At 36.7% G+C, this 22,696-nt stretch carries 24 protein-coding genes; 16 read left to right on the top strand and 8 right to left on the bottom strand.

Going from position 1 to position 22,696, the window contains the following annotated elements; genetic code table 11:
• The first annotated feature begins 54 nt into the window (after positions 1-54).
• The 7 genes from ACKVEV_RS14945 to ACKVEV_RS14915 all read left to right on the top strand — a co-directional run bounded on the left by ACKVEV_RS14945 (position 55) and on the right by ACKVEV_RS14915 (position 4,511).
• On the top strand, positions 55-333 hold the full coding sequence (locus tag ACKVEV_RS14945; RefSeq protein ID WP_409367139.1) for a late competence development ComFB family protein: 279 nt from the start codon (positions 55-57) through the stop codon (positions 331-333).
• A 140-nt stretch (positions 334-473) separates the two neighbouring features.
• Positions 474-893, top strand: coding sequence for a transcriptional regulator MntR (gene mntR / locus ACKVEV_RS14940; protein WP_409367138.1), 420 nt, complete (start codon positions 474-476; stop codon positions 891-893).
• A 141-nt stretch (positions 894-1,034) separates the two neighbouring features.
• Complete coding sequence (locus ACKVEV_RS14935; RefSeq protein ID WP_409367137.1) at positions 1,035-1,892, top strand: S1 RNA-binding domain-containing protein; 858 nt, start codon at positions 1,035-1,037, stop codon at positions 1,890-1,892.
• Between the two features lie 138 nt (positions 1,893-2,030).
• Positions 2,031-2,945: a DUF1002 domain-containing protein gene (locus tag ACKVEV_RS14930; protein ID WP_409367136.1), complete on the top strand. Its 915-nt coding sequence runs from the start codon at positions 2,031-2,033 to the stop codon at positions 2,943-2,945.
• 124 nt (positions 2,946-3,069) lie between these two features.
• Entirely contained in the window at positions 3,070-3,351 is a 282-nt protein-coding gene (locus tag ACKVEV_RS14925; protein WP_409367135.1) for a GNAT family N-acetyltransferase, read from the top strand.
• A gap of 327 nt (positions 3,352-3,678) precedes the next feature.
• Entirely contained in the window at positions 3,679-4,134 is a 456-nt protein-coding gene (locus ACKVEV_RS14920; protein WP_409367134.1) for a GNAT family N-acetyltransferase, read from the top strand.
• Positions 4,135-4,199: 65 nt separating this feature from the next.
• A complete protein-coding gene (locus tag ACKVEV_RS14915) occupies positions 4,200-4,511 on the top strand; it encodes a hypothetical protein (RefSeq protein ID WP_409367133.1) in 312 nt (103 codons plus the stop codon).
• 407 nt (positions 4,512-4,918) lie between these two features.
• On the opposite strand, the gene ACKVEV_RS14910 is transcribed toward ACKVEV_RS14915, so the two are convergent.
• From ACKVEV_RS14910 to ACKVEV_RS14900, 3 genes are all read right to left on the bottom strand, one after another.
• Complete coding sequence (locus ACKVEV_RS14910; RefSeq protein WP_409367132.1) at positions 4,919-6,070, bottom strand: MFS transporter; 1,152 nt, start codon at positions 6,068-6,070, stop codon at positions 4,919-4,921.
• Positions 6,071-6,180: 110 nt separating this feature from the next.
• Complete coding sequence (locus ACKVEV_RS14905) at positions 6,181-7,701, bottom strand: succinate CoA transferase (RefSeq protein WP_409367131.1); 1,521 nt, start codon at positions 7,699-7,701, stop codon at positions 6,181-6,183.
• Between the two features lie 297 nt (positions 7,702-7,998).
• Positions 7,999-8,649: a LytTR family DNA-binding domain-containing protein gene (locus ACKVEV_RS14900; RefSeq protein WP_024361329.1), complete on the bottom strand. Its 651-nt coding sequence runs from the start codon at positions 8,647-8,649 to the stop codon at positions 7,999-8,001.
• Between the two features lie 494 nt (positions 8,650-9,143).
• On the opposite strand from ACKVEV_RS14900, the gene ACKVEV_RS14895 reads away from it, so the two are divergent.
• The 4 genes from ACKVEV_RS14895 (at position 9,144) to ACKVEV_RS14880 (ending at position 12,281) form a co-directional block, all read left to right on the top strand.
• Positions 9,144-9,968 carry a helix-turn-helix transcriptional regulator gene (locus tag ACKVEV_RS14895; RefSeq protein WP_409367130.1) on the top strand — a complete coding sequence of 275 codons (825 nt, stop codon included), beginning with the start codon at positions 9,144-9,146 and terminating at the stop codon, positions 9,966-9,968.
• 209 nt (positions 9,969-10,177) lie between these two features.
• A complete protein-coding gene (gene yidC, locus ACKVEV_RS14890) occupies positions 10,178-10,939 on the top strand; it encodes a membrane protein insertase YidC (RefSeq protein ID WP_409367129.1) in 762 nt (253 codons plus the stop codon).
• A 56-nt stretch (positions 10,940-10,995) separates the two neighbouring features.
• Positions 10,996-11,244: a hypothetical protein gene (locus ACKVEV_RS14885; RefSeq protein WP_409367128.1), complete on the top strand. Its 249-nt coding sequence runs from the start codon at positions 10,996-10,998 to the stop codon at positions 11,242-11,244.
• 266 nt (positions 11,245-11,510) lie between these two features.
• Positions 11,511-12,281 carry a D-alanyl-D-alanine carboxypeptidase family protein gene (locus ACKVEV_RS14880; RefSeq protein WP_409367127.1) on the top strand — a complete coding sequence of 257 codons (771 nt, stop codon included), beginning with the start codon at positions 11,511-11,513 and terminating at the stop codon, positions 12,279-12,281.
• A gap of 272 nt (positions 12,282-12,553) precedes the next feature.
• Here ACKVEV_RS14880 and cls read toward each other — a convergent pair whose 3' ends face one another.
• The 4 genes from cls to ACKVEV_RS14860 all read right to left on the bottom strand — a co-directional run bounded on the left by cls (position 12,554) and on the right by ACKVEV_RS14860 (position 16,465).
• Complete coding sequence (gene cls / locus ACKVEV_RS14875; RefSeq protein WP_409367126.1) at positions 12,554-14,011, bottom strand: cardiolipin synthase; 1,458 nt, start codon at positions 14,009-14,011, stop codon at positions 12,554-12,556.
• 208 nt (positions 14,012-14,219) lie between these two features.
• Positions 14,220-15,017: a YwqG family protein gene (locus ACKVEV_RS14870; RefSeq protein WP_409367125.1), complete on the bottom strand. Its 798-nt coding sequence runs from the start codon at positions 15,015-15,017 to the stop codon at positions 14,220-14,222.
• 97 nt (positions 15,018-15,114) lie between these two features.
• Complete coding sequence (locus tag ACKVEV_RS14865; protein ID WP_409367124.1) at positions 15,115-16,275, bottom strand: MFS transporter; 1,161 nt, start codon at positions 16,273-16,275, stop codon at positions 15,115-15,117.
• 61 nt (positions 16,276-16,336) lie between these two features.
• A complete protein-coding gene (locus ACKVEV_RS14860) occupies positions 16,337-16,465 on the bottom strand; it encodes a hypothetical protein (RefSeq protein ID WP_409367123.1) in 129 nt (42 codons plus the stop codon).
• A 276-nt stretch (positions 16,466-16,741) separates the two neighbouring features.
• On the opposite strand from ACKVEV_RS14860, the gene ACKVEV_RS14855 reads away from it, so the two are divergent.
• Positions 16,742-16,879 (top strand): Lmo0850 family protein, encoded by a 138-nt coding sequence (locus tag ACKVEV_RS14855; RefSeq protein WP_004232019.1) that lies wholly within the window; start codon positions 16,742-16,744, stop codon positions 16,877-16,879.
• 62 nt (positions 16,880-16,941) lie between these two features.
• Here the strand turns inward: ACKVEV_RS14855 and ACKVEV_RS14850 are convergent, their stop codons facing one another.
• Positions 16,942-18,129 (bottom strand): FtsW/RodA/SpoVE family cell cycle protein, encoded by a 1,188-nt coding sequence (locus ACKVEV_RS14850; protein WP_409367122.1) that lies wholly within the window; start codon positions 18,127-18,129, stop codon positions 16,942-16,944.
• A 172-nt stretch (positions 18,130-18,301) separates the two neighbouring features.
• On the opposite strand from ACKVEV_RS14850, the gene ACKVEV_RS14845 reads away from it, so the two are divergent.
• From ACKVEV_RS14845 to ACKVEV_RS14830, 4 genes are all read left to right on the top strand, one after another.
• Entirely contained in the window at positions 18,302-19,054 is a 753-nt protein-coding gene (locus ACKVEV_RS14845) for a hypothetical protein (protein WP_409367121.1), read from the top strand.
• 203 nt (positions 19,055-19,257) lie between these two features.
• Complete coding sequence (locus ACKVEV_RS14840) at positions 19,258-20,337, top strand: D-alanine--D-alanine ligase (protein WP_409367120.1); 1,080 nt, start codon at positions 19,258-19,260, stop codon at positions 20,335-20,337.
• Positions 20,338-20,348: 11 nt separating this feature from the next.
• Positions 20,349-21,716 carry a UDP-N-acetylmuramoyl-tripeptide--D-alanyl-D-alanine ligase gene (gene murF, locus ACKVEV_RS14835; RefSeq protein WP_409367119.1) on the top strand — a complete coding sequence of 456 codons (1,368 nt, stop codon included), beginning with the start codon at positions 20,349-20,351 and terminating at the stop codon, positions 21,714-21,716.
• A gap of 147 nt (positions 21,717-21,863) precedes the next feature.
• The gene (locus tag ACKVEV_RS14830; protein WP_409367118.1) at positions 21,864-22,556 is read left to right on the top strand and encodes an alpha/beta hydrolase; all 693 of its coding nucleotides are present in this window, start codon (positions 21,864-21,866) and stop codon (positions 22,554-22,556) included.
• The last annotated feature ends 140 nt before the right edge of the window (positions 22,557-22,696 follow it).

Here is a 22,696-nt window from a genome sequence, read left to right as displayed (position 1 = left end):
TTATTAATTGAGGTAAATTGTAACAATTCATTATAAATGAGGCGAAAGTTTTATATGTTAGAACCTATTTTGGTAAATGTTACAGAGGAAATTGTGCGTGGTTTAGTAAGTTTTCTACTTCGAGGACCAGAATATCAAACATTTTGTAAATGTCAAAACTGTGAATGGGATACAGTGGCACTTGCATTAAATGCTTTGCCTAGTAAGTACGTTACATCTATGGAAGCGCGAGATGAAGCATTTAAAGCATTGAATACTCCTGAAAATATCGAGCTGATTAACAGAGAAATTATTCGTGCATTACATGTGGTAAATAAGTATCCTCGGCATTAGATAGAGCCCACTTCTATATGGAAGTAGGCTCTTTTCATATTTTGACAAAGTGTTTAGCTTGGATATGTATTTTCAGTTAACTTTTAAGGCAAGCTTGTAGTAAACTAGAGAGTAAGAAAAGGAAAGAGAGGGAATAAGATATGCCAACACCTAGTATGGAAGACCATATCGAACAAATTTATTTATTAATCGTTAATAAAGGTTATGCTCGAGTGTCTGACATTGCTGAAGCATTATCTGTTCTTCCTTCTTCTGTTACTAAGATGGTTCAAAAATTAGATAAAGATGGTTATTTAGTTTATGAAAAATATCGTGGGCTTACTTTGACGCCAAGAGGAGAACAGCTTGGAAAACGTCTTGTGCAGCGACATGAACTGCTAGAGCAATTTTTACGAATCATTGGTGTAGATGAAGAGCGTATTTACAATGATGTAGAAGGAATTGAGCATCATTTGAGTTGGAATTCAATTGATCGTATTGCAGATCTTGTGCAGGTAATGGAAGAAAATCCAGACATCGCAAAAAAATTAGAAGCATCTAGAACGCAACATAATCTATAAGATAATATGGTTATCCGCGGGGGCGAGTATAAACTCCCCACGATAGAGAAGTTGTTATATGTCCCACATAGTTACCCGTGTTAAATGTATACGGGCTTATATATTTTGCGAAAAAGATGGTATGAAGGAAAGGAAGACATTATGAACGAATTAAAATCAGGTGAAGTTGTTACTTTAACAGTGTTAGAGCAACAAGCATCGAAATGGATCTTAACAAATGGGGTAGTGGAACTGCCATTAAATGCTTCTGAGGTCACAGAACCACTAGCTGTAGGGGATCGTCTTGAAGTGTTTTTATTTGCGGATCGACGTGGTGATTTAGCTGCTACTACGGCTATTCCAGCGTTTGCGCAAGGTGAATACGGCTGGGCACGTGTGCTTCGTGTTGTCGAGCGTGAAGGAGCTTATGTGGATATTGGTACTTCACGTGAAGTACTTGTAAAAGCAGAGGACCTGCCTGCTATTAAAGAAGTATGGCCAGAACCGGGTGACCATTTATTTATGACATTACGAACAGATCGCAATGGAGATTTATTTGGTCGTTTAGTAACCGAAGAAAAAATTTCAGAGCTATATGAAGGTGCATTTGAAGATATGCACAATAAAAATATAACAGCCCGTCCATATCGCTTATTACCAGTAGGTTCATTTTTATTAGGGGTGGAGCAACCGTATCGTATTTTCGTTCATGAATCAGAACGTTATGCGGAGCCTCGTCTTGGACAAGATGTTCAAGTACGTATTATTGATGTCAAAGAAGATGGCTCGATGAATGGTTCTCTATTACCTCGTAAACACGAGCGTATCACTGGAGATGCACAACAAATTTTAAGCTATTTACAAGATGTTGGTGGCAAAATGCCATTTAGTGATAAGTCATCTCCAGATGAAATTAAAGAAATGTTTAATATGAGTAAAGCGTCATTTAAACGTGCACTAGGTACCCTTATGAAGGCTGGTAAAATAAAACAACAAGATGGCTGGACTGAGGAAATCTAACGTAAAGCTTTTATAAATACGAAGAACATGACGAGAGCTAAGCCTGAAACCTTCTCGTCATTTTTTCGTACTAATAACTGTATAGTGACATACATTATACAGGCTCAATGATTTTTCTAGCGAAAGGGGTCACACAATGTGAAGAAAACATGGGGGAAAATACTAGTAGCTACAATGCTAGTATTTGGTGTGCTGGCACCAACAACGGGATTTGCGGCAGACAATACGCCACCAAAAGCAATTGATGAAAAATTAGGTGTACCAATTGTCGTCTATGGCGCAAACCTATCAGAAGATGAAAAAGAATCTGTAAAAAAATCGTTAAAAGTAAATGAAGATCCTGAAGTTGAAGAGATAACAGTATCAGGGAATGACTTAGCTAAATACATTAAAGATAGTAACGCAAGTTCACGCATGTATTCTTCTGCGAAAATTACGCGTAAGGATGCTGGGAAAGGCTTAGTAATTGAGATTGTAACACCATCAAATATTACACAAGTCACTTCAGAAATGTATGCAAATGCAATGTTAACAGCAGGCATTGAAGATGCAACGGTTCAAGTAGCCGCTCCGAAGCCTGTAACAGGTCACTCTGCACTTGTTGGTATTTATAAAGCTTATGAAGTGACAACGGGCGAAACGTTAGATATAGACCGCACAGACGTTGCCAATGAAGAACTATCAGTAGCAACTAAACTAGCTGATTCTGCTGGAGTTGATGATGCGAAGGTAGCGGAATTACTTACGGAAATTAAAAAGCAAATTGCTGAAGTAAAGCCAGAAACGCGAGAAGATGTTGAAAAAATTGTCCAAGAACAGTTAGATAAGCTAGAAGTTAATTTAAGTGAAAAAGATCGTCAGCTATTAGTAGATCTGATGGACAAAATTAGTAAACTAGATATTGATTTTAGTAAATGGTCCGATCAATTAAATGATATTAGTAATACTTTGCAAGAAAAGTTTGGCGCATTGATGGAAGATGAAGGCTTCTGGACGAGTGTGAAAAATTTCTTTGCCAATTTAAAAGATACTATTTCAACGTGGTTCAATTAAACCATTAAGCTCTCTGCATTCAGTGGCAGTAGAGCTTTTTTATTTAATTCACTACGAAGCACTGTCTACTTTTTTGTAAAAATGCAAAAAGCTATGGTACTATGAAAAAAAGGAGTGGTGAGAAATGGAATTCCAATTACAAAATGTAACGGCAAACAAACTAGCTTTTGTTTATAAGCAAGACGGGGAACAGTTAGCGGAAATTACATGGAGACAGGAAGGCCAAGTAATGGTCATGGATCACACTTACGTTTCAGATACGCTTCGTGGTCAAGGTGTGGCAAAAAAATTGTTAGACCGTGCGGCTGATTATGCACGTGAACATCATTATCAAATGCAAGCTGTTTGTTCATATGTAGTCGCGGCCTTTAAAAAGTCTAATGCTTATGATGATGTAAAACAATAAAAGAAAGCAATCTGCTACCTAGCTTCGAGCTACAAGGCAGATTGCTTTTTAGGTTTTCATATAAATTGTTGTCATGTTACGCATTATAAAAATACGATACCGTAAATAAGTAATGTTAAAGCCCCTGCGCCTCCTAGTAACGAAGCCATGTCTACCCAATCATATAGTAAATCTAAATCTTTCATAAAGAACATCCTCCTATCGTTTGTAATATTGTATTATTTCCCTCATAGTGTCAGTGTTAATCATGAATAATTACAAAATAATGTAGAACTACGAAAAAATATTCGAATTATGTGATAATAATGACTAGGAGAGTGATGGCGAATGTCTTGGAAAATACAGACGTACGATGAATTAACGACGGAAGAACTGTATAAAATTATTCAGCTGCGGGTAAATGTTTTTATTGTTGAACAACAAACATGTTATGAGGATTTAGATAACCATGATCAAAACTCTATACATATATCATATGTTGAAAATGGAAAATTATGCGCGTATTCGCGTATATTACCCCCAGGAGAAAAATTTGAGATGGCATCAATAGGGCGAGTCATCACGAGTCAGGAAATGCGAGGCACTGGACTTGGTAAAGAGATGATTCAATTAGCAGTGGACATTATCGAAGAGCGATGGCCAAGTACTGAAATTTTTATTCAAGCACAGCAATATTTAAAAAAATTTTATGGTTCCTTTGGCTTTCAACAAATATCAGAACCGTATATTTACGATAGCTTGCCACATATTGATATGCTGTATCAAGTAAAAAATAATGTTTAGTCCTCAAATAATAGGGAAAAGCTATTGTATAAGGCCAGTTTCTATATATTTAGGAGGGATTTATTATGGCAGGACGTAAAGGAACAGGTGTTGTGCTTGCTGGTTTAGCAGGATTTGCAGCATCTTATTTAAGTAAAAAAGAAAATCGTGACAAAGCATGGGATATGTTCAACAGTGCAAAATCCAAACTTGAATCTTATTTGAATACTTCTAATGTGAATATGGATGATAAAATTGCAGAACGTGTAACAACTGAAGTAGCTACTGAAGCGGGGACCGCGCCAACAAAAATAGCCTCAAATGAAATGGTTTCAGAAGGTGGCGGCCATACAGGCGTACATTTCTACAATGAAGAAATACAAGAAAAAGAAAAATAACAAACAAACCTTCTCATCTAGCTATGAGAAGGTTTGTTGTGTAGAACAATTAAATTTGCCGCTGTTCCCCCAGGAGTCGAGCCACCCTTCACTACAATCGCAAAGTTTTGGATTAGCACACTTCAATTCTACTGTTGATTTCTGAAATCCACAGCTTATCCCGTACCCGAGGAAAGCGAAATGAATTTTAACGCTTTAGAAGAGCTCTTTTTGCCAAGTACCAATCACTAGTAGAAGAAAAAGCGCTGCGAAAAAGCGTTTTAATAACTAAGTAAAAATTCACGAAGACTCCTGCGGGAACGCACAGAACGTAAGACGCAACAAGCCGCGCGCTAGCGAGGGTTGCGGCTTACTGTGCTGAGCGGAAAGCAAAGTTGTTTTTTACGAAATAGAACCCAATCCCCTGCTTATATCGATGTATGAGATTGTCCCTTCTTATTTGGAATAAGTGTAACACCGGCGAAGGTAATTAGGACAATTCCAGTGAAAATAAAGCCGCTGACTACACCGAGTGATAACCAACCGAGCAATGAGGAGCCCAGTACCACGCCTAATGAGAAAAAGGCATAAAAATAACCGTATGCTTTCCCACGTATTTCAACATTTGTAGAGTCAATTAACAGTGAATTAACAGATGGGAATAAAAAACCAAAACCAATGCCATAGCAAATCATAGCTAAATAAAGTAGCGTACTCGAATCTGCTTGACTAATAAGTATTTGACTGAGACCCATTAAACCAATCCCTAGTGCTAATGTTTTAATCGGAGCAACTTTATCAAAAATTCGATTAGTCGGCAAAATAAAGACAAGCACAGCGACAATGCCAAAGGCGCTCATTAACGTACCACTTAAGCGTGAATCAAAGCCTAAAGCATGCACCTTTAATGGTAATAAGTAAGCGATAACTCCTTGTGAAAACATTAAAAAGAAAGCTCCTGAAAATGCTTTTAACGTACCGACATTATTAAAAAATACACTGATAGGGATATGGGGACTAGAAGAGGACTTGTCCTTTTTCACCTGATTGGATTTAAGTAGAAAGAACGATAAAATTCCTAACAGTAACATAAAACTAGCAGTAATATTAAAGACAAAAGGTACACTCGTACGACTTGCTAGAATACCACTAAAAGCCGGCCCGATAATGGCTGCGATACCTACAAAAGCTCCGGAAATAGCACTTCCTTTGCCGCGTTTCTCTTGATCGGTAGCGTTAGCTAAAAATGTAAAAGCCGCAGGAACAATAAAGCCAGCAACCAACCCATGAATGAAACGAACAATTAATAGGGCAAGTGGAACATCTACTAAATTATATAATGTTAGTGAGAGTCCTGTTGTTAACAGCCCGATAATTAAAATGATAAAGGGCCCTTTACGATCTGTTAAAAAACCAGAAATAATATTCCCAAATGTATTCGAAAGAGAATACATACCAACTGCAAGTCCCGTTAAAAAGGCGGAAGCACCTAAAGATTCCGCGTAAGTACTCATGACAGGAAGCTGAGTAAATAGGTCAAAAAACGAAAAGAATATAATCAAGTAGATAAATTTCTTCATAACTCCTCCGACTACAATATACGACATAGTGGGTTTATTATACCATTTTCGACAAAAAAGAACGCCTAATAAGTTGAAAAGAACTTATTAGGCATTCTCGAAACATCATATTAAGCTTTAGCGATTTCTTTTTTCATTGTTTTGTTTTTAGCAAGGTTTACGTGCCAAGAAAGAGCCTCTTCTAAAATGTGAGGAGTTTGTTGGTTACCTGTTGCTTCTACTGCGCGGTTGTAGTAATCCCATAATTGCTCTTTGTAATCAGGGTGTGCACAGTTTTCAATGATTAAAGGTACACGTTCTTTCGGTGCTAAACCACGTAAGTCAGCGATACCTTGCTCAGTAATGATTACATCTACATCATGCTCAGTGTGGTCTACGTGAGAAACCATTGGTACGATTGAAGAAATCGCGCCACCTTTTGCATAAGATTTTGTTACAAAAATACCAAGACGTGCATTACGTGCGAAGTCTCCAGAACCACCGATACCATTCATCATACGAGTACCTGATACGTGAGTGGAGTTTACGTTACCGTAAATATCTAACTCAAGAGCAGTGTTAATTGAGATTAATCCCAAACGACGGATAAGCTCAGGGTGGTTAGAAATTTCTTGTGAACGTAAGCAAATTTTATCAGCATATTTTTCTAAATTGCCGTAAACTTTTTTCTGTAATTCTTCAGTAAGTGTAATGGAAGTAGCAGCAGCAAATTTAACTTTACCTGCGTCGATTAAGTTAAATACAGCATCTTGAAGTACTTCTGAAGCAACAACTAAATCTTCGAATTCAGAATCTGCAAAGCCATCAAGTACAGCATTTGCTACAGAACCTACACCAGATTGTAATGGCATTAATTGTTTTGTTAAACGACCCGCTTTAATTTCATCACGGAAGAAGTCCAATAAAATGTTAGCCATCGTTTGAGTTTCTTCATCTGGTGGTACGATTAATGAAGGAGCATCTGGCTCTTCAGAAATAACAATCGCTTTAATTTTAGCTGGATCAACTTTAATTCCGATTTCACCGATACGTTGCATAGCATCTGTCATTGGAATTGCTTCACGATTACCTTGTTCGCCTGGAACATAAATATCATGAATACCGATTAATGCTTCTGGATGAGAAATGTTTAACTCGATAATAATGTTTTCTGCATATTGTGCAAAGATTGGAGAGTTACCTACAGAGTTTGTTGGAATAATAAAACCATCTTCTGTAATAGCAACTGCTTCAAGAATTAAATATTTGATAGGTCCGATAATTCCTTGGCGCACTAACTCAGTATTGTGAGAAAGGTGAGCATCTACATATAGAACATCTCCAGAGTTAATTAAGTTACGGATACCAGAATCACCTTGGAAAGGTCCACGTTTACGAATAGCACCAGCTTCTGCTAAGTGTTTATCTACTTCTGGTCCTAATGATGCGCCTGTATATACATCAATTTTAAAATCTTCGTTTTTAGCGCGTTCAACTAGTGCCATTGGAACAACTTTTGCGTCCCCAGCACGAGTGAAACCACTCATACCAACTACATCACCATTTGAAATAAGTGCCGCTGCCGCTTCAGCAGAAACAATTTTACTTTCAAGTTCTTTTAAACCTAGGCGTTTTTGAATATTTGCATCCATAAAAAAATCCTCCCCTAAATCATTTTGATGGAAACCGATTACAAAACTAGAAAAAACCTGTATGAATTTTCTGTTTATTTAGTTGTAGTATGACTTCAACCATTTGATTAATATTATCACCAATTTGTCACAAAAACTTTAGTATTAGCATTAAATTATGTAAACGGAGGAAAAACGAGCAGAAGGTTGATTTTTCGACAGAGAAAACGTTTTAATGTAGAGTATATATTTTCCATGACCAATAAAAAAAGTACAGCATGCCCTCCAAAAGGGGAGGACTTGCTGTACTAGAAAAAATTAGAAACCTAAAGAACGGCGGAAATAACTCGCGTAGCGTTGACTAACAGGGATGCGCGTACCGTCTTTCATGATTAATAAGAAAGTTGAATGAGAATCTGGTTGGATTTCATCGATATAATCGATGTTTACGATATATGAACGGTGACATCTAATAAATGAGTCTGGTGCTAAAAATAGCTCAAGGTCACTTAAATTTAAACGGTGATAACCTTCACGCCCCATTGTTTTAACAAATGTTTTACGAAGCTGTGTTTCAAGATAAATGACTTGATCATGCTTAATTGGATACCAACAATCATCGATTTTAATCGTGATATAGTTTGTCAAAAATGCGGACGGTTTTTGTGGGAAGATGGCCGTAATAGCACCTTTTGTTTCGCCTTCTTCCATTAGAGGAATACTCATGCCATAGTAAGCAACGCCAAAGACATCAGGTTCAATATACGTGCTGATTTTTTGTCCGTAGCTTAAAGCTTTATGTGCTGCTGAGCCTTCTTTAATAGGATCACCTGGCTTAATTTTTAAATCAACCTTTTTGCTTGGTTGGTAGTACAAGTATTCGTTTGTATCAGAAATTGCAATTGAAGTATTCTCAGGGAAAAACTCCTTAATAATCTCCATGATTTCTTCTATTTGTTTTGGATCCACTATTAGCACCTCGTTTTAACTTTTAAAAATAGTATTATCATCTATTTTACTACATATTCGTATAAATTATATAGAGAAGATTTCGGAATAAAATAGAGAAATGTCGATTACTAAAATAAAAACTAGAAAAAATATACAATTGATTGAAATTAATACCTTATTATATTTAAAATGTATATGGTAAATATTAAATGTCAATTCATTAGTTTACAGCGTTTCTACTATATTTATATGATAAATAAGAACTAGAACGATGTGCAAAATGTGGTTGAAAGGAAATCGCAGAATATGGTAAAATTCACTGTAAAGTATATTTTTTTTAATACTGGTGTTCAAGATAGGTTATTTTTAAGCTATATTTTATAAATTATTGTGTAATAGGACTCAATTCATATGCTAAATAAGCAAATACTTTTTTCTTATTTTGAAATTATAAATTAGAAGTCGAATATTGCAATGTAATTCGTGCACTCTGAGGAAAGATGGGGAAGATTATGCAACTACATCAACATTCTATGTCAGAAACGATATCAAAAAGATACTTCCAAGAAATCGATAATATTAACCAATACATCGGTGTAGAAGAATTTTTTAATATTGAGTCAAAATTAATATTTGAAATTTACCATTTAGAATCTGCAAAAGCCAAAAAATCTTTGCATGAATTAATAGACATTCTGTCGATACGTTTTGGCAAGCAAGTTATTAAAATTGTACGAAGTTATTTTTCGGTTCTGTCCTCGATTGTTGCTCGTAAATTGCTAGACAATCAAGTACCTTCGAAGAAAGCTTTTGCTTTTAATATTGCATGTAATGATATGATAGAAAATCAAATGAAGGACGCAGAATTTTTGCAATTTGCTGATGATTTAATTGATTTCTTTGTTTACTTTATTGCAGATAGAAAGCAACCGACTTTCCGTCATCAGACAGTTAATAAGGTCATTATGTTTATCAACGATGAGTTAGAAAATGATTTAACTGTAGAAAGTATTGCGAATAACTTTCATATTAGTACAAGTCACTTATCGCGAATTTTTAGAGAGCATGTAGGTATCACGTTGGTCGAATATTTAAATGTGCGTCGAGTAGAGGAATCGCAATATTATTTACGCCATACGAATAAAAGTATTACATCCATCTCAGACCAATTCCATTTTTGTAATCAAAGCTACTTTACGCGGATTTTCAAGAAATATACAGGTGTAACACCTAAACATTTTCGTGATGAGCTACACCATGAATTTTACCGTTTTGAAATGAACGATGCAGCGACTGAGGCAAAGGATGAAAAAGAAAACGAGGTCCAAAACGTGTAATACACGGTTTGGCGCGAATGGGTACCTTAATATTTTAAAATGTAAGATGCGATCGTATTAGCGATGCTAAAGCGAGCATCTTTTTTATGTGAATGATTGTCGTTGTTTAGAACACGAGACGAAATGAACAACTAGCGCTTGCAATTTGATAAAGGGACTCTTTATAAGGTATACTTCACATTAGTTGAAAAATAATAGTAGGTGGAAAAATGAAAAATTTGAAGCTATTATCAATGCTTGGACTTGTTGTTTTTGTATTAAGCGGCTGTCAAGCAGTTGAGAACAAAGAAGGCTTTTTCTATAGTGTTTTTGTAAAACCTATGGAATTTTTACTGGAGTTTTTCGGAAATGATATTTTTTCAGGTAGCTATGGTTTAGCGATCATTGCCATCACAGTTCTTATTCGTTTAATCTTAATGCCGATTATGTTGAAAAACTATCGTCAGCAACAATTGATGAAATCGAAAATGGATGCCTTCAAACCTGAAATGGAAGCAGTTCAGAAAAAAATGAAGGAAGCTAAGACAAAAGAAGAACAAATGCAATATCAACAAGAAATGATGGCATTGTATCAAAAGCACGGTGTCAATCCATTGAATATGGGTTGTTTACCAATGTTAATTCAAATGCCAATCATTATGGGTCTTTACTTCTCCATTTTATATTCTGCCGATGTGAAGTCACATGAGTTTTTATGGTTTAGCTTAGGTTCACCAGACATTGTCATGACAATTATTGCAGGTATCGTTTATTTAGTACAAGCACGTGTATCTTTATGGACAGTACCAGAGCAACAAAAAAAGCAAATGAAAATGTTTATTTACATTTCGCCAATTATGATTGTTTTTATTTCTTTGTCCTCTATGGCAGCTCTACCACTTTACTGGTCTGTCAGCGGTGCATTACTAATTCTTCAAACATATATTGGTCGAAAATATTATTCGGAGCATCCCGAAAAAGCAAAATCATAAATGAATTTATGTCGAGGCGCTTGTGTAGCCTCGATTTTTTTTAGGAGGAAAACAGCATGAGTACAAAATGGATATCATCAATTCTTGTCGCACTATTTAGTATTGCCGCGATCGTATGCATTATTTTAGGAAACTTCAATTTTGCGGTACTAGCGATGACCATTATGTTTGCTATGTCAAACGGTTTTAGAGCGAAAAGTTTTAAGGAACAAGGGTATAGTAAAGAGGCGAAATGGATGAAGTATATGTCTATCTTTTTTTCTATCGCTTCAATCGTAGTGCTTATTGTCATTTTTACAGATTAATTGTGAAAAGCTACACGTAAAAATGTGAACAGTGATAAAATAAAACTATCATAAGAAATAGTTTAACTTGCTTCGGGGGTACAACCGCTGAAACAAGGTAAATGCCCCGGCGGATGCCATAGATTTTTAAATAAGCTTGTCAGGCAAGTTTGGAAAATCTAGACGCCATTACGCCGAGGTGTAATGAAAGAAAGGTTTTCAGGTTGCTCGAACTTCGAAATCTTGGTCGTTTAGCAATCTGGATCTACACAAAAGGGGCAAAAAAAGTGAAAAAAAAACGTCTACCACTTATTATTGGTGCTGTCATTTCAGTGGCTTTAATCGTATCTATTTTTGTAGTAATCAACTATAAAAATAACCAAGTAAATGTAGCATCAGATGAGGAACAACCAGCAGCTGAACAAGGTAAAAAAGATACGCCAAAAAATGAGCCAACAAAAGAGCCAACTAAAAATAAGGAGCCAGAGGAACAGCCAGATGAAAATGGCTATTACCCAAATCAAACGATGCCTACAGAGCCTACGTATATAAATGGTATTTTAATAGCGAATAAAAAATATCCACTTCCATCAACATTTGCACCTGAGGAAAACCCAGAGGCTCGACAAGCGTTAAATATGATGATCGCAGAAGCGAAAAAACAAGGATTTAACTTAGTAGCATTTAGTGGATATCGTTCTTATGACTATCAAACAACATTGTATAATAACTATGTTAAACGTGATGGTCAGGCTGCGGCGGACCGTTATAGTGCGCGACCAGGCTTTTCGGAGCATCAAACAGGCTTAGCATTCGATATTGGAGAAGTGGGTAAAGAAGATTTATGGCTGACTGAAGAGTTCGGCGAAACACCAGCGGGACAATGGCTCTTTGACAATGCAGCGCAATTCGGCTTTATTTTACGATTCCCTGAAAATAAAGAGCATATTACAGGATACATGTATGAATCATGGCATTACCGTTACGTCGGAACCGAAATAGCTAACAAAATAAAAGAAAAAAATATTACGTTAGAAGAATACCTAGGTGTGGAATAATAAAAACTGGATCACAAAAATGATGAAAACCATGTTTGTCTGCAGTAGGTAGTGAACACTAGTTGTTGGTAGCGAAGGCGGTGACTCCTGCGGGAACGCACGCAGCGTAAGACGCAACAAGCCCGCGCGTTAGCGAGGGTTGCGGCTTACGTGTGTGCCCGCGGAAAGCACCGCCGTAGCGGACAACAACGGTAATACAAAAAAGTGTTAGATTGATTACAGTCAATCTAACACTTTTTCTTTTTGTCCCAATATAAGCAAACATGTGGTTTCTACAATACGGGTGTTAATAAACGCGAAATAGATTCCTTGAATTTGATCATGCTTGAACGATTTTGATACATTTCCCAAGTTAATTCTGTGCAGTCTAAAATATCCTTCTCGAATAACTCAGCTAACTGATGGGAAATCGTTGAGTCGTATATAAAGGCATTTACTTCAAAGTTTAAACTAAAACTTCGTACATCGATATTAGCAGTTCCTACAGTAGATGCTTCATCATCAATAATGATAGCTTTAGCATGAATAAATCCTTTTTCATAAATATAAACTTTTGCCCCAGCACGCAATAATTGCCCTACGTAAGAGAAAGTAGCCCAATAAACAAACATATGGTCCGGTTTATTTGGAATCATTATGCGAACATCAATACCTGAAAGCGTAGCAATTTTAATAGCATCTAAAAAACTAACATCTGGTATGAAATAAGGGGTTTGAATATAAATATAACGTTTGGCCATATTAATAAGCTTTAAATAACCAATTTTAATTTGTTCCCATTCAGAGTCTGGCCCGCTTGATACAATTTGTAAGCCCACATCACCTTTTTTCGGAATGGCAGGGAAGTAACGATCCGAATAGCCCATCTTTTGCTGAGCACTTGCTTGATTCCAATCGAGTAAAAAGCGCGTTTGCAATGGATGAACAGCACTACCTTCAATGCGTAAATGCGTATCGCGCCAATAGCCAAATTTCTTTTGCAGTCCAAGGTATTCATCACCTACATTAAAGCCCCCGATGTACCCGATACGTCCATCAATAACAACGATTTTACGATGATTTCTAAAATTTAGACGTGGATTTAATAGTGGGAAGATGGAAGGGAAGAATACTTCAACCTCGCCGCCAGCCTCAAGAAGTTCTTTAAAATGCCTCTTTTTAACATTGCGTGAGCCCATTTCATCATATAAGAGCCTCACTTTGACTCCTTGTTTTGCCTTTTTGATCATTGTATCAACAAGACGTGTACCTAAATTATCGAGGCGGAAGATGTAATATTGAATATGGACATGATCTTTTGCAGCTTCGATATCTTTTATAAGCTGTTCAAATTTGTCCGCACCGTCATCAAATATTGAAAGGTGATTGTCTTGCGTTAAGACGGCATTGTTTGTTTTTAAATGCATATAAATCATTTCTTTATAATTCTCTGCATTTTCAATACGGAATTCAAATGTATCATCATGAATAGTTTCTATTTGATAGCTAATTAGATTATCTATCCCGATATCTTTGCGACCTTCCCAACGAAACAAATGTTTTTTGCGCAGTTGCCTGCCAATTAGTAAATATAAAACAAAACCAACTAATGGCAAGAAAAATAGCACAAGAATCCATGCCCATGTAGAAGTAGCATCTCTACGCTCTAAAAAAATAATGGTCATCGCTGATAAGATATTAAAGAATAAAACTAAAGGTACTAGATATTCTACATCTGTAAAAATGCTCATTCCTGCACCCCTCTACTATATTTCATATAATACTTAGTATAGCTTACTTTTCAGGTGGAATGAAAGAAGAGTAAGTTATTTGTTATCATTCACGAAAAGATTACCCTTAATAAGAGGGAATAAAACAGAAATTGCATAAGCCCCACCACGAAAAGAGGAGTGGTGGGGCTTGTTAGTTTTCATTGCAGTTGAGTTGCCGCTTCGAAGATTATGAATAATGTTCCCATTGAAATAATATATCAGAAAAATCTTGTTGAAGTAGTTTTTCACGATTAATAAAAAACTTTCCTACGCCACTATCCGCCCACATAATTCCGAACTCGTCATTTGAATCGATTTGTAGTAAAAGTACATCATAGCGTTGTAATAGTCGAGACTCATGACGAATATCTTCAGCTAAAAAATAGGCGTAGCCTCCTATTTTTGCGCCTGCACCTAAAAAGTGCTGTAAATAGATTTCATGCAAATTGATATCATGATTTTGGGTAGCAATAAGGCTGGGTAAATAATGGACAGCACGGTAATCTAAAGCCGAAACAGGTTCCTGCGTGTAGTGGAATTGTAAAGCTAATTCCTGATGAATAGGAAACCAATCTTTTGCTGTCAGTGTTATATTGTCATGGGCTGGCATAGCTAATTTTGTGTCTACTGTCGGGTAAAAACGTATCTTATAAAACTGTTGAAAAATGTCTTCTGTATAATGCACTGCATTAGCAAAAATATTAGATGAAATAAAAAATTGTAAAATACCTTGGGTAGGGAAATCCTGTATTGGTGGTATTTCTGCAAAATTAATTTGAGCTAATAATCGCATCGATTCACCAGTAACGTCTTTTGGTACGGTTTGCTCATAAGGTAAATAAGGATCACCGGCAAATTTGCTTTCTGTTAATGAAGTTGAACGTTTCACTGGCGAAATAATAGTCACTGGCAACAATGACTCTTCAATTTTATAACGTAATGGTTCTAGCTCGTTCGGTAATGAGACATTTATCGTTTTGTTCATGCAGAGCCCTCCGAGTTTACACTTTCAAACTTGGATGTCTTTTGTAACGTAGTAAGGAAAAAACATCCCCTATAAGTTACGACATTTTGTATGGAAATTATTCAAGACGCAACGTTTTATTTGATGCTTTATAAATAAACATTAAACTAATCGAGATAATGGCGATTGCTGCAGCAATGTAATAGCCAAGATTCGATTGCATTGTAAATAGCCACGTGAAGAATAGTGGACCAAGAATGCGTCCTAAGTTATCCATTGAATAAGAAAGTCCCGCTGCAGTCCCATATTGGCCGCCAGATTCTTTGGATGATAGAGAGACGACACATGTTCTTGCAAGGGCATTTCCTGCTGTAAAGATACAAAGTGCAAAGCCTGCCATGAACAAATTGCCCGTTAATGTAAATAAAAGCATGCCGATTGCTGTAACAATTTGAGCGCCAATTAACCAAGATGTTTCCGTACCATTTTTAATGCGGCGGACGACACCACCTTGTATCGCTGCATCTACAAATCCGCTAAACATAAATAAATAGCCGATTTGCAATGGTGTGATATGAATGCGATCGATTTGGAACAGCTGGAATGTTGCTTCTACACCTGCCAGCATAAACGTCACTAAGAAAGAGAACATAAATAAATAGCGCACGCGGTATTGCAGCATTTTGCCAACACCTTTTGGTACAATTGCTCGTTTTGTTACATCTTTTCGTTTTTCTGGTTCTTTTAAGACGAAAATTGCATAAATAAATAATAGCGCAATTAAAGCTGCTGATGCGATAAATGGTAATTGCAAGCTATAATCACCTAGCATGCCGCCAATTGCAGGACCGAAGATAAAACCAAGACCGATGGACATGCCCATGATTCCCATGTACTTATTCCGATCTTCCTCGCTCGACATGTCTCCGATAAAGCCTGTTACTGCTGTGTATAGTGCACCTGAGAATAAGCCACCAACTATACGCGATACGTATAGCATTGCTAAATGATCAATAAATATTGAAAAAATAATAAAGCTGAGACTGAAACCGACCAATCCCGTTAAAATAAGTTGCTTACGTCCAATTTTATCGGACAGCTTTCCCCAAAGTGGTGCAGTGAAAAAACTTGCTAATGAATAGACTGTCAGTAAACCGCCTACATGAATGTTTTGCCAGTCGTGTTGAACGATGACTTCAGGCAGGACAGGAATAATAATTCCAAAGCCTAGGTAGACGAGAAATTGCACTGACATTAAGAGTAAAATTGGTTTTATCATTTAATTTCCTGCTTTCTTACTATATTTCAGTATGTATATTCTACCTCTCTTGTTCTTGCTATTACAAGGAAACGGTTGTAAAAGCAACAATGGTTGATTTCGTCAACACTAAAGGATGATTACTGTAAAAAATATTTTCAATCAATATTTGTTGTAGTTCGCTTATGCCACAGTAGTAATCCTTCTCCATTACCCCCTTTGGTAGAGGTTTTATCTAGTTCTAAAATTCCTTATTGCATGTAAAAAATGAAGAATGACGAATAGAAGTGATTTGATGTGTAAATAATGGTGTTAAAATAACGCATATACAATATTTACATTGTAACAAAATTGAAAAATATTAAAGACGAGTTAAATGGTATGATAGAGGAAAGATAAACTTGTCTGACATCTAACACATAGAAAATTGAAACTTTTTTGGAAATAAAACGTTATATAAAATCGAGGAAAGATTGAGGTGGAATGTATGACGAAGGAAGTAGATTTGAAAAAGATTGTTTCGAATTTATCGAAGTTGGGTGTGACTGCTACTGTAACAAAGTCTCGACTTGAACTTTTAAAAGTGCTCACACCACCAACGCAAACTCCGCAAGTTCAAGCTTAACTCGTTGCAAAAAAAGAATGGGTAGTCTCCGTTTTGACAAGAGACTACCCATTCTTTTTATTTTAATCATCTTCATCGTGCGTGGTGAACATGTAAGTACGATAATGGAAACGCATACTAAAGACCAATCCAATGGCGAGAGCATTCCCCATTAAAGAACTCCCTCCGTAGCTTATGAATGGTAGTGGAATACCAGTAATCGGTAGTAGCTGTATCGTCATACCGATATTTTCAAATACGTGGAAGGTAATCATGGCAATAATACCTGCACAAACATACGTTGAAAAAGGGTCTTTCAACAATAAGGTTGTTTTTGTTAAATGATAGATTAGTAAAAAGAAAATACAGATTACGATACTTGCTCCTACAAATCCCCATTCCTCGCCGATAACAGTGAATATGAAGTCCGTATGATTTTCTGCTACGTATACTTCACGACCACGGAAGCCTTTACCGAAAATTTCACCTGACCCGATAGCGTTTAAAGATGTAATCAAATGGTAACCATCGCTAGATGAATAAGAATACGGATCTAGCCAAGAATAGATTCTGGCAAACTGATATGGTTTAAAACCAAAAGTCTTCTCTAGAAAATCTTGCATATAAAGAGCCATCCATAAGAGACCACCGCCAATAGCAGCACTACCTAAGAACGTAGGTAATATTATTTTCCAAGAAATTCCCGCTACAATAACGAGTGCTGCAGTGATTGCAAAGAAAACAAGAGCAGATCCAAGGTCTGGCTGTTTCAAAATAATACCAAGTGGTATAATCAACGTTATAGCAATTTTCCCTAATAAAATGAAGTCAGTTTTAATAGATCGTAAGGAATAAACTTCGTGATGCTTACTTATTAGTCGGGCGAGTGCTAAAATATAAAAAGTTTTCATAAATTCCGACGGTTGCATATTGCCTAGCGGTGTATGAAACCAACTTTTAGCGCCGTTGACTGGCTCCCCGATTTGACCTTTACCTTCCGGCATGAAGATAAGTAATACTAAAAGAGCAATCCCGGCTCCGTACATATACCAAGCCATTTTTTTATATTGATCGGGTTCAAAAAACATAATGACGCCGATAATAAATGCACCAATTACATACCACTGTAGTTGTTTAGGTACATAGTTAATACCATATTGTCCCGACGTTTGTGCGGATGCAATCGCTAGCAAACTAATGAAAAGAAAAGTAATAAGTATAAAAGCGAGCGTCCAATCGAAACGGTTCACGAAATTTCGTTTATTTTCCATAAAAGCCACCTAAAATAAAATAGTTTAAAAGTATGCGAATAAACGCATGTCGAACATTAACATTATAACGCAAAAAACAAATTTACGCCTGAGTATATTGTTGTGACGACATTTAGCATAAAATGTTTCAAAAAATGATGTTTAGATTTATAATATATTGAAGAATGGGGTGATGGATGTGGCTAAGAAATTAAAGTCAGCTGAAGATTTTATGTATCATATATATGTTCATATGAACGATGTCGATAAATTTGTCATTTTTAGCGGGCTTAAGCTCTCGCAATTCGTGGCTGCTTTAGATCCACTGCATCACTTACTGTTACTGAAGCATTCTTATGAAGATGGCTCATTTAATATGCATACACAGTTTGATTATGTACCAGATGAGGAAGTTCCTCGTTTTGTTAAAAAAGCTACAGAGTCTAAAGAATTGTGTTGGGTAGATTTTATGGATGAAAAGAGGCTAGATCAGCTGACAGCAATGGAGCAGGGAGAACTGCTTTACATTAGCCATAAAAAAGAACCGATTACTTCGCCGTTTTTTAATAAATTGCAAAATCGGTTTGTTTATTGTTCTTCGGATGTAGAGAAAATGACGAAAATTTATTTTCGCCATTTGAGTGATTCGGATTTATTAGTCGCCAATGTGTTTAATTCTTTAATACGTGAGAAAGAACGTAGCACGGGTTTTTGGCGTCGGAAAGTAAAATCGAGTATTCCTTCTCTTACACCGGAATTTTTGCGTGCTTATCGTTCCTTTGCTAAGGATGGGGCATTATTGTCACTGTACCGCATTGAGAAGCCGAAAGCAGCATATGGTATTGAAATTCGTAACCTATCAGATTACTCCTTCCCGGATGAGGTTTGGGATGATTTAAATACAATTTTGAAAAACGAACACGATGAATTGATTCATATTATTTAGCGCTATTTAGCTTGCTTTACGCTCGCTAAATAGGAAAGGAACCAAAGCAAGGGGTATTCAGTCATTTTACTTTGGTGATTCACTTTTGAATGAATAAAGTACTCAAATCTCACCGTCAACATAACGGTGAGATTTTTATGTCATTTGTCAAGACGTTTCGTGATAAACTAATAATACTCAAGAAGTATGTGGAGGGCACAAAAATGAAAAAAAGAATCGGTTTATTATACGGCGGAAAGTCAGCGGAGCATGAGGTTTCATTGTCGACGGCATGTGCAGTCACAGGAGCTTTAGATTTCGAGGAGTATGAGATATATCCGATTTACATTACACCTGATGGCGAATGGCGACGCGGAGAGCGTTTAGAAAAACCTGCAAGTTCGATTGAAGAATTGCAATTTGGTAATGATGCCATTGTTTTAGAAAATAATATTACGGCGTTTTTAATGGATGACAACGGGACAGCTGTAAAATTTGATGTTATTTTCCCTTTACTGCATGGGACAAATGGAGAAGATGGCACTGTACAAGGACTTCTTGAAGTGTTAAATCTCCCGTATGTCGGCAATGGTGTTTTGGCGTCATCAGCAGGTATGGATAAAGTAATCATGAAGCAATTGTTTGAAATTGCGGGGTTACCACAAGTGCCATATACGTACTTCATTCGCAGTGAGTGGACGAACGAGCAAGAAGCCATTTTAACACGTTGTGAAGAAAAATTATCTTGGCCAATGTTTGTGAAACCTGCAAATTTAGGTTCAAGTGTTGGTATTAGTAAGGCTTCAAATCGTCAAGAGCTTATTAAGGCAATCGAAGTGGCATTGCAATTCGACCGTAAAATTGTAGTTGAGCAAGGGATTGTAGCACGTGAAATTGAATTAGCTGTACTAGGCAATGATTTCCCAGAAGTCTCTGTACCAGGTGAAATTAAACCTATGACGGAATTTTATGATTATGATTCGAAATACAAGGATGGTTCTACAGCGCTTATTATTCCTGCAGAACTTTCTACTGAAGTGGTCACAAGCTTAAAGGAACATGCAAAAAGTGCATTTAAAATTTTAGATGGAAGCGGTTTAGTACGTGCAGACTTCTTTGTCACAGCTAACGATGAGATTTATATTAACGAAGTCAATACAATGCCAGGATTTACGCCTGTCAGTATGTATCCGCTTCTTTGGCAACATACAAATGTTAGCTATCCAGAGCTTATTAATCGTCTGATTGCGCTTGCACTTGAGCGTTATGAGGAAAAACAACAGCTTCACTATAAAAAAGACTGAGTGGGATTATTGTGAAAAAGACATTAAAGCAATTAGCAGCATGGTTGAATGAAGAAGTGCTAGCTTTCGGAGATACGATTGTCTCTGGTATATCAATTGATACGAGAACAATCCGTCAAGGGGATTTATTTGTGCCATTCCGCGGTGAACAGGCAAACGGTCATAAATTTGTTTTGCAAGCCTTTGAAAAAGGTGCAGGTGCTTCGCTTTGGCAAAAAGATGAACCGAATCCACCAAAGGATGTTCCATTATTGTTTGTGGATGACCCAGAGCTAGCATTACAGCAAATGGCTCGCGCTTATCGTGCAGAGCATAAGGCAACCTTTATTGGTATTACAGGGTCGAATGGTAAAACGTCGACAAAGGATATTTTAGCAGGTACACTAGCACCGTTTTTTAAAGTCCAAAAAACGATTGGTAATTTTAATAACCAATTGGGCTTACCGATTACAATGTTACAGCTCGATGAGGATACGGAAGTGGCTGTACTTGAAATGGGTATGAGCGGCTTTGGAGAAATTGAATTTTTAACAAAGCTAGCTCGTCCTCATATCACGGTTATTACCAATATTGGCGAGGCGCATATGCAAGATTTAGGCTCTCGTGCAGGGATTGCCAAAGCAAAGTTTGAAATTATTCAAGGGATGCAACAGAACGGTGTACTTTATTATGACGGTGATGAACCTTTATTACAGGAACTTGTTGCGCAAGAGCAAAATTTAAATGCACAGGCATTTGGTTTAGAATCAGGTAATTTGCTATATGCTGATCATATTGAAGCAACTGCAGGCGGAAGTAGCTTTGCAACGCATGGAGCGATTGAAGGTGATTTCTTTATTTCGGTTCTTGGTAAGCATCAGGTGAAAAACACTTTGATTGCTATGCTTATCGCGCAAAAGCTAGGGTTAAATGATGAACAAATTCGCGAATCATTAAAAGGTGTCACATTGACGGATATGCGTATGCAACAAGTACAAGGAAATCAAGGTGCATTATTTATTAACGATGCTTATAATGCTGCACCTACATCTGTAAAGGCTGCCATCCAGTTTATTGCAACAACTAATATTCGCCCCGAAAAATGGCTTGTTTTAGGTGATATGCTTGAACTTGGCGCTAATGAACGTAGCTTCCATGAAGACTTATCAGTGGCTATTAACGAAGATGAAATTGACTACGTATGCTTGTATGGCCCGCGTATGGCCTTCTTATATGAAGTGTTAAAAGAGCGTTTTGACGCAGATCGCTTGCTATATGTAAAAGAAGATTTTGCGCCTATTATTTCAAAGCTTCAACAAGCAACAGAAAAGTCCATCGTATTATTAAAAGGCTCAAGAGGTATGAAACTAGAAACGATTTTACAAACATTTACTTCATAATTTACGATTAGATGTAAAATATACTGTTACTTATTTAAGGTAAAAATTCGCTTTTGCTTCCACAGAAAAGATAGCGGATTTTTACCTTTTATTGAAAGAGCAATACGATGTTGCTCGTAAAAACTGCCGCTGTTAGAGGTGAGGATAATGGCAATAGGTGTATTATGTATTCATGGATTTTCAGGAGGCCCTTATGAAATAGAGCCATTTACAAGCTATTTATGTGCTAATACAGATTGGTTAGTTGAGGCACCTACCTTATCGGGGCATGGGGAAGAACTGAATATGAAAGGATTTACAGCGCAGCATTGGTTAATGGATGCGGAGCTTGCTTTACGAGCGTTAGCCAAAAAAGTCGATGACATCATTATAGTGGGCTTTTCAATGGGTGGAATTATTGCGCTCTATTTAGCAAAACGTTATAAAGTAAAGAAGTTAGTACTGCTTAGTGCAGCCGCAAAGTATGTAAGTCCTAAGCAACTCGTAAAAGATTTTAAAATGCTTGCGACAGATGCCTATCATCGCAACCTTGCGAACAATGAACTCTTTGTGAGATATCGTCATAAGTTTAGTGATGTACCTTTATCAGCGACAGTTGAATTTATGAAGCTTGTTCAAAAGGTGGAGCCGTATTATCAAGATATTAAAATTCCCGTATATATTATTCAAGGCAAATTGGACGGAATTGTCCCGTATCATACCGCGCAGTTTTTGTATGATCAGTTAGCATCAACAAATAAAAAGTTGTATTTTTCCAACAATGGAAAACATCATATTTGTCATTGTGAAGATCATCTTGATTGGTTTACAGAGGTTTTAGCGTTTTTAAAAGAGCGTTAAAGTAGTCAGATTATTACGACTCATGCGTTATCGTTGCATACGGTTGATGTCCATGTTAGACTAGTGTAAGCAATGGATACATTTTGTGCGAAGACTCTTCATGATTTGGTTGAAGAGTACTTTTTTTTGAACATAACGGT

Origin of the sequence: Lysinibacillus sp. 38-6 (genome assembly GCF_046245175.1) — a bacterium.
Taxonomy (GTDB): domain Bacteria; phylum Bacillota; class Bacilli; order Bacillales_A; family Planococcaceae; genus Lysinibacillus.
The sequence above is the reverse complement of the archived record's forward strand: the minus strand, read 5'-3'. Positions and strand labels throughout refer to the sequence as shown.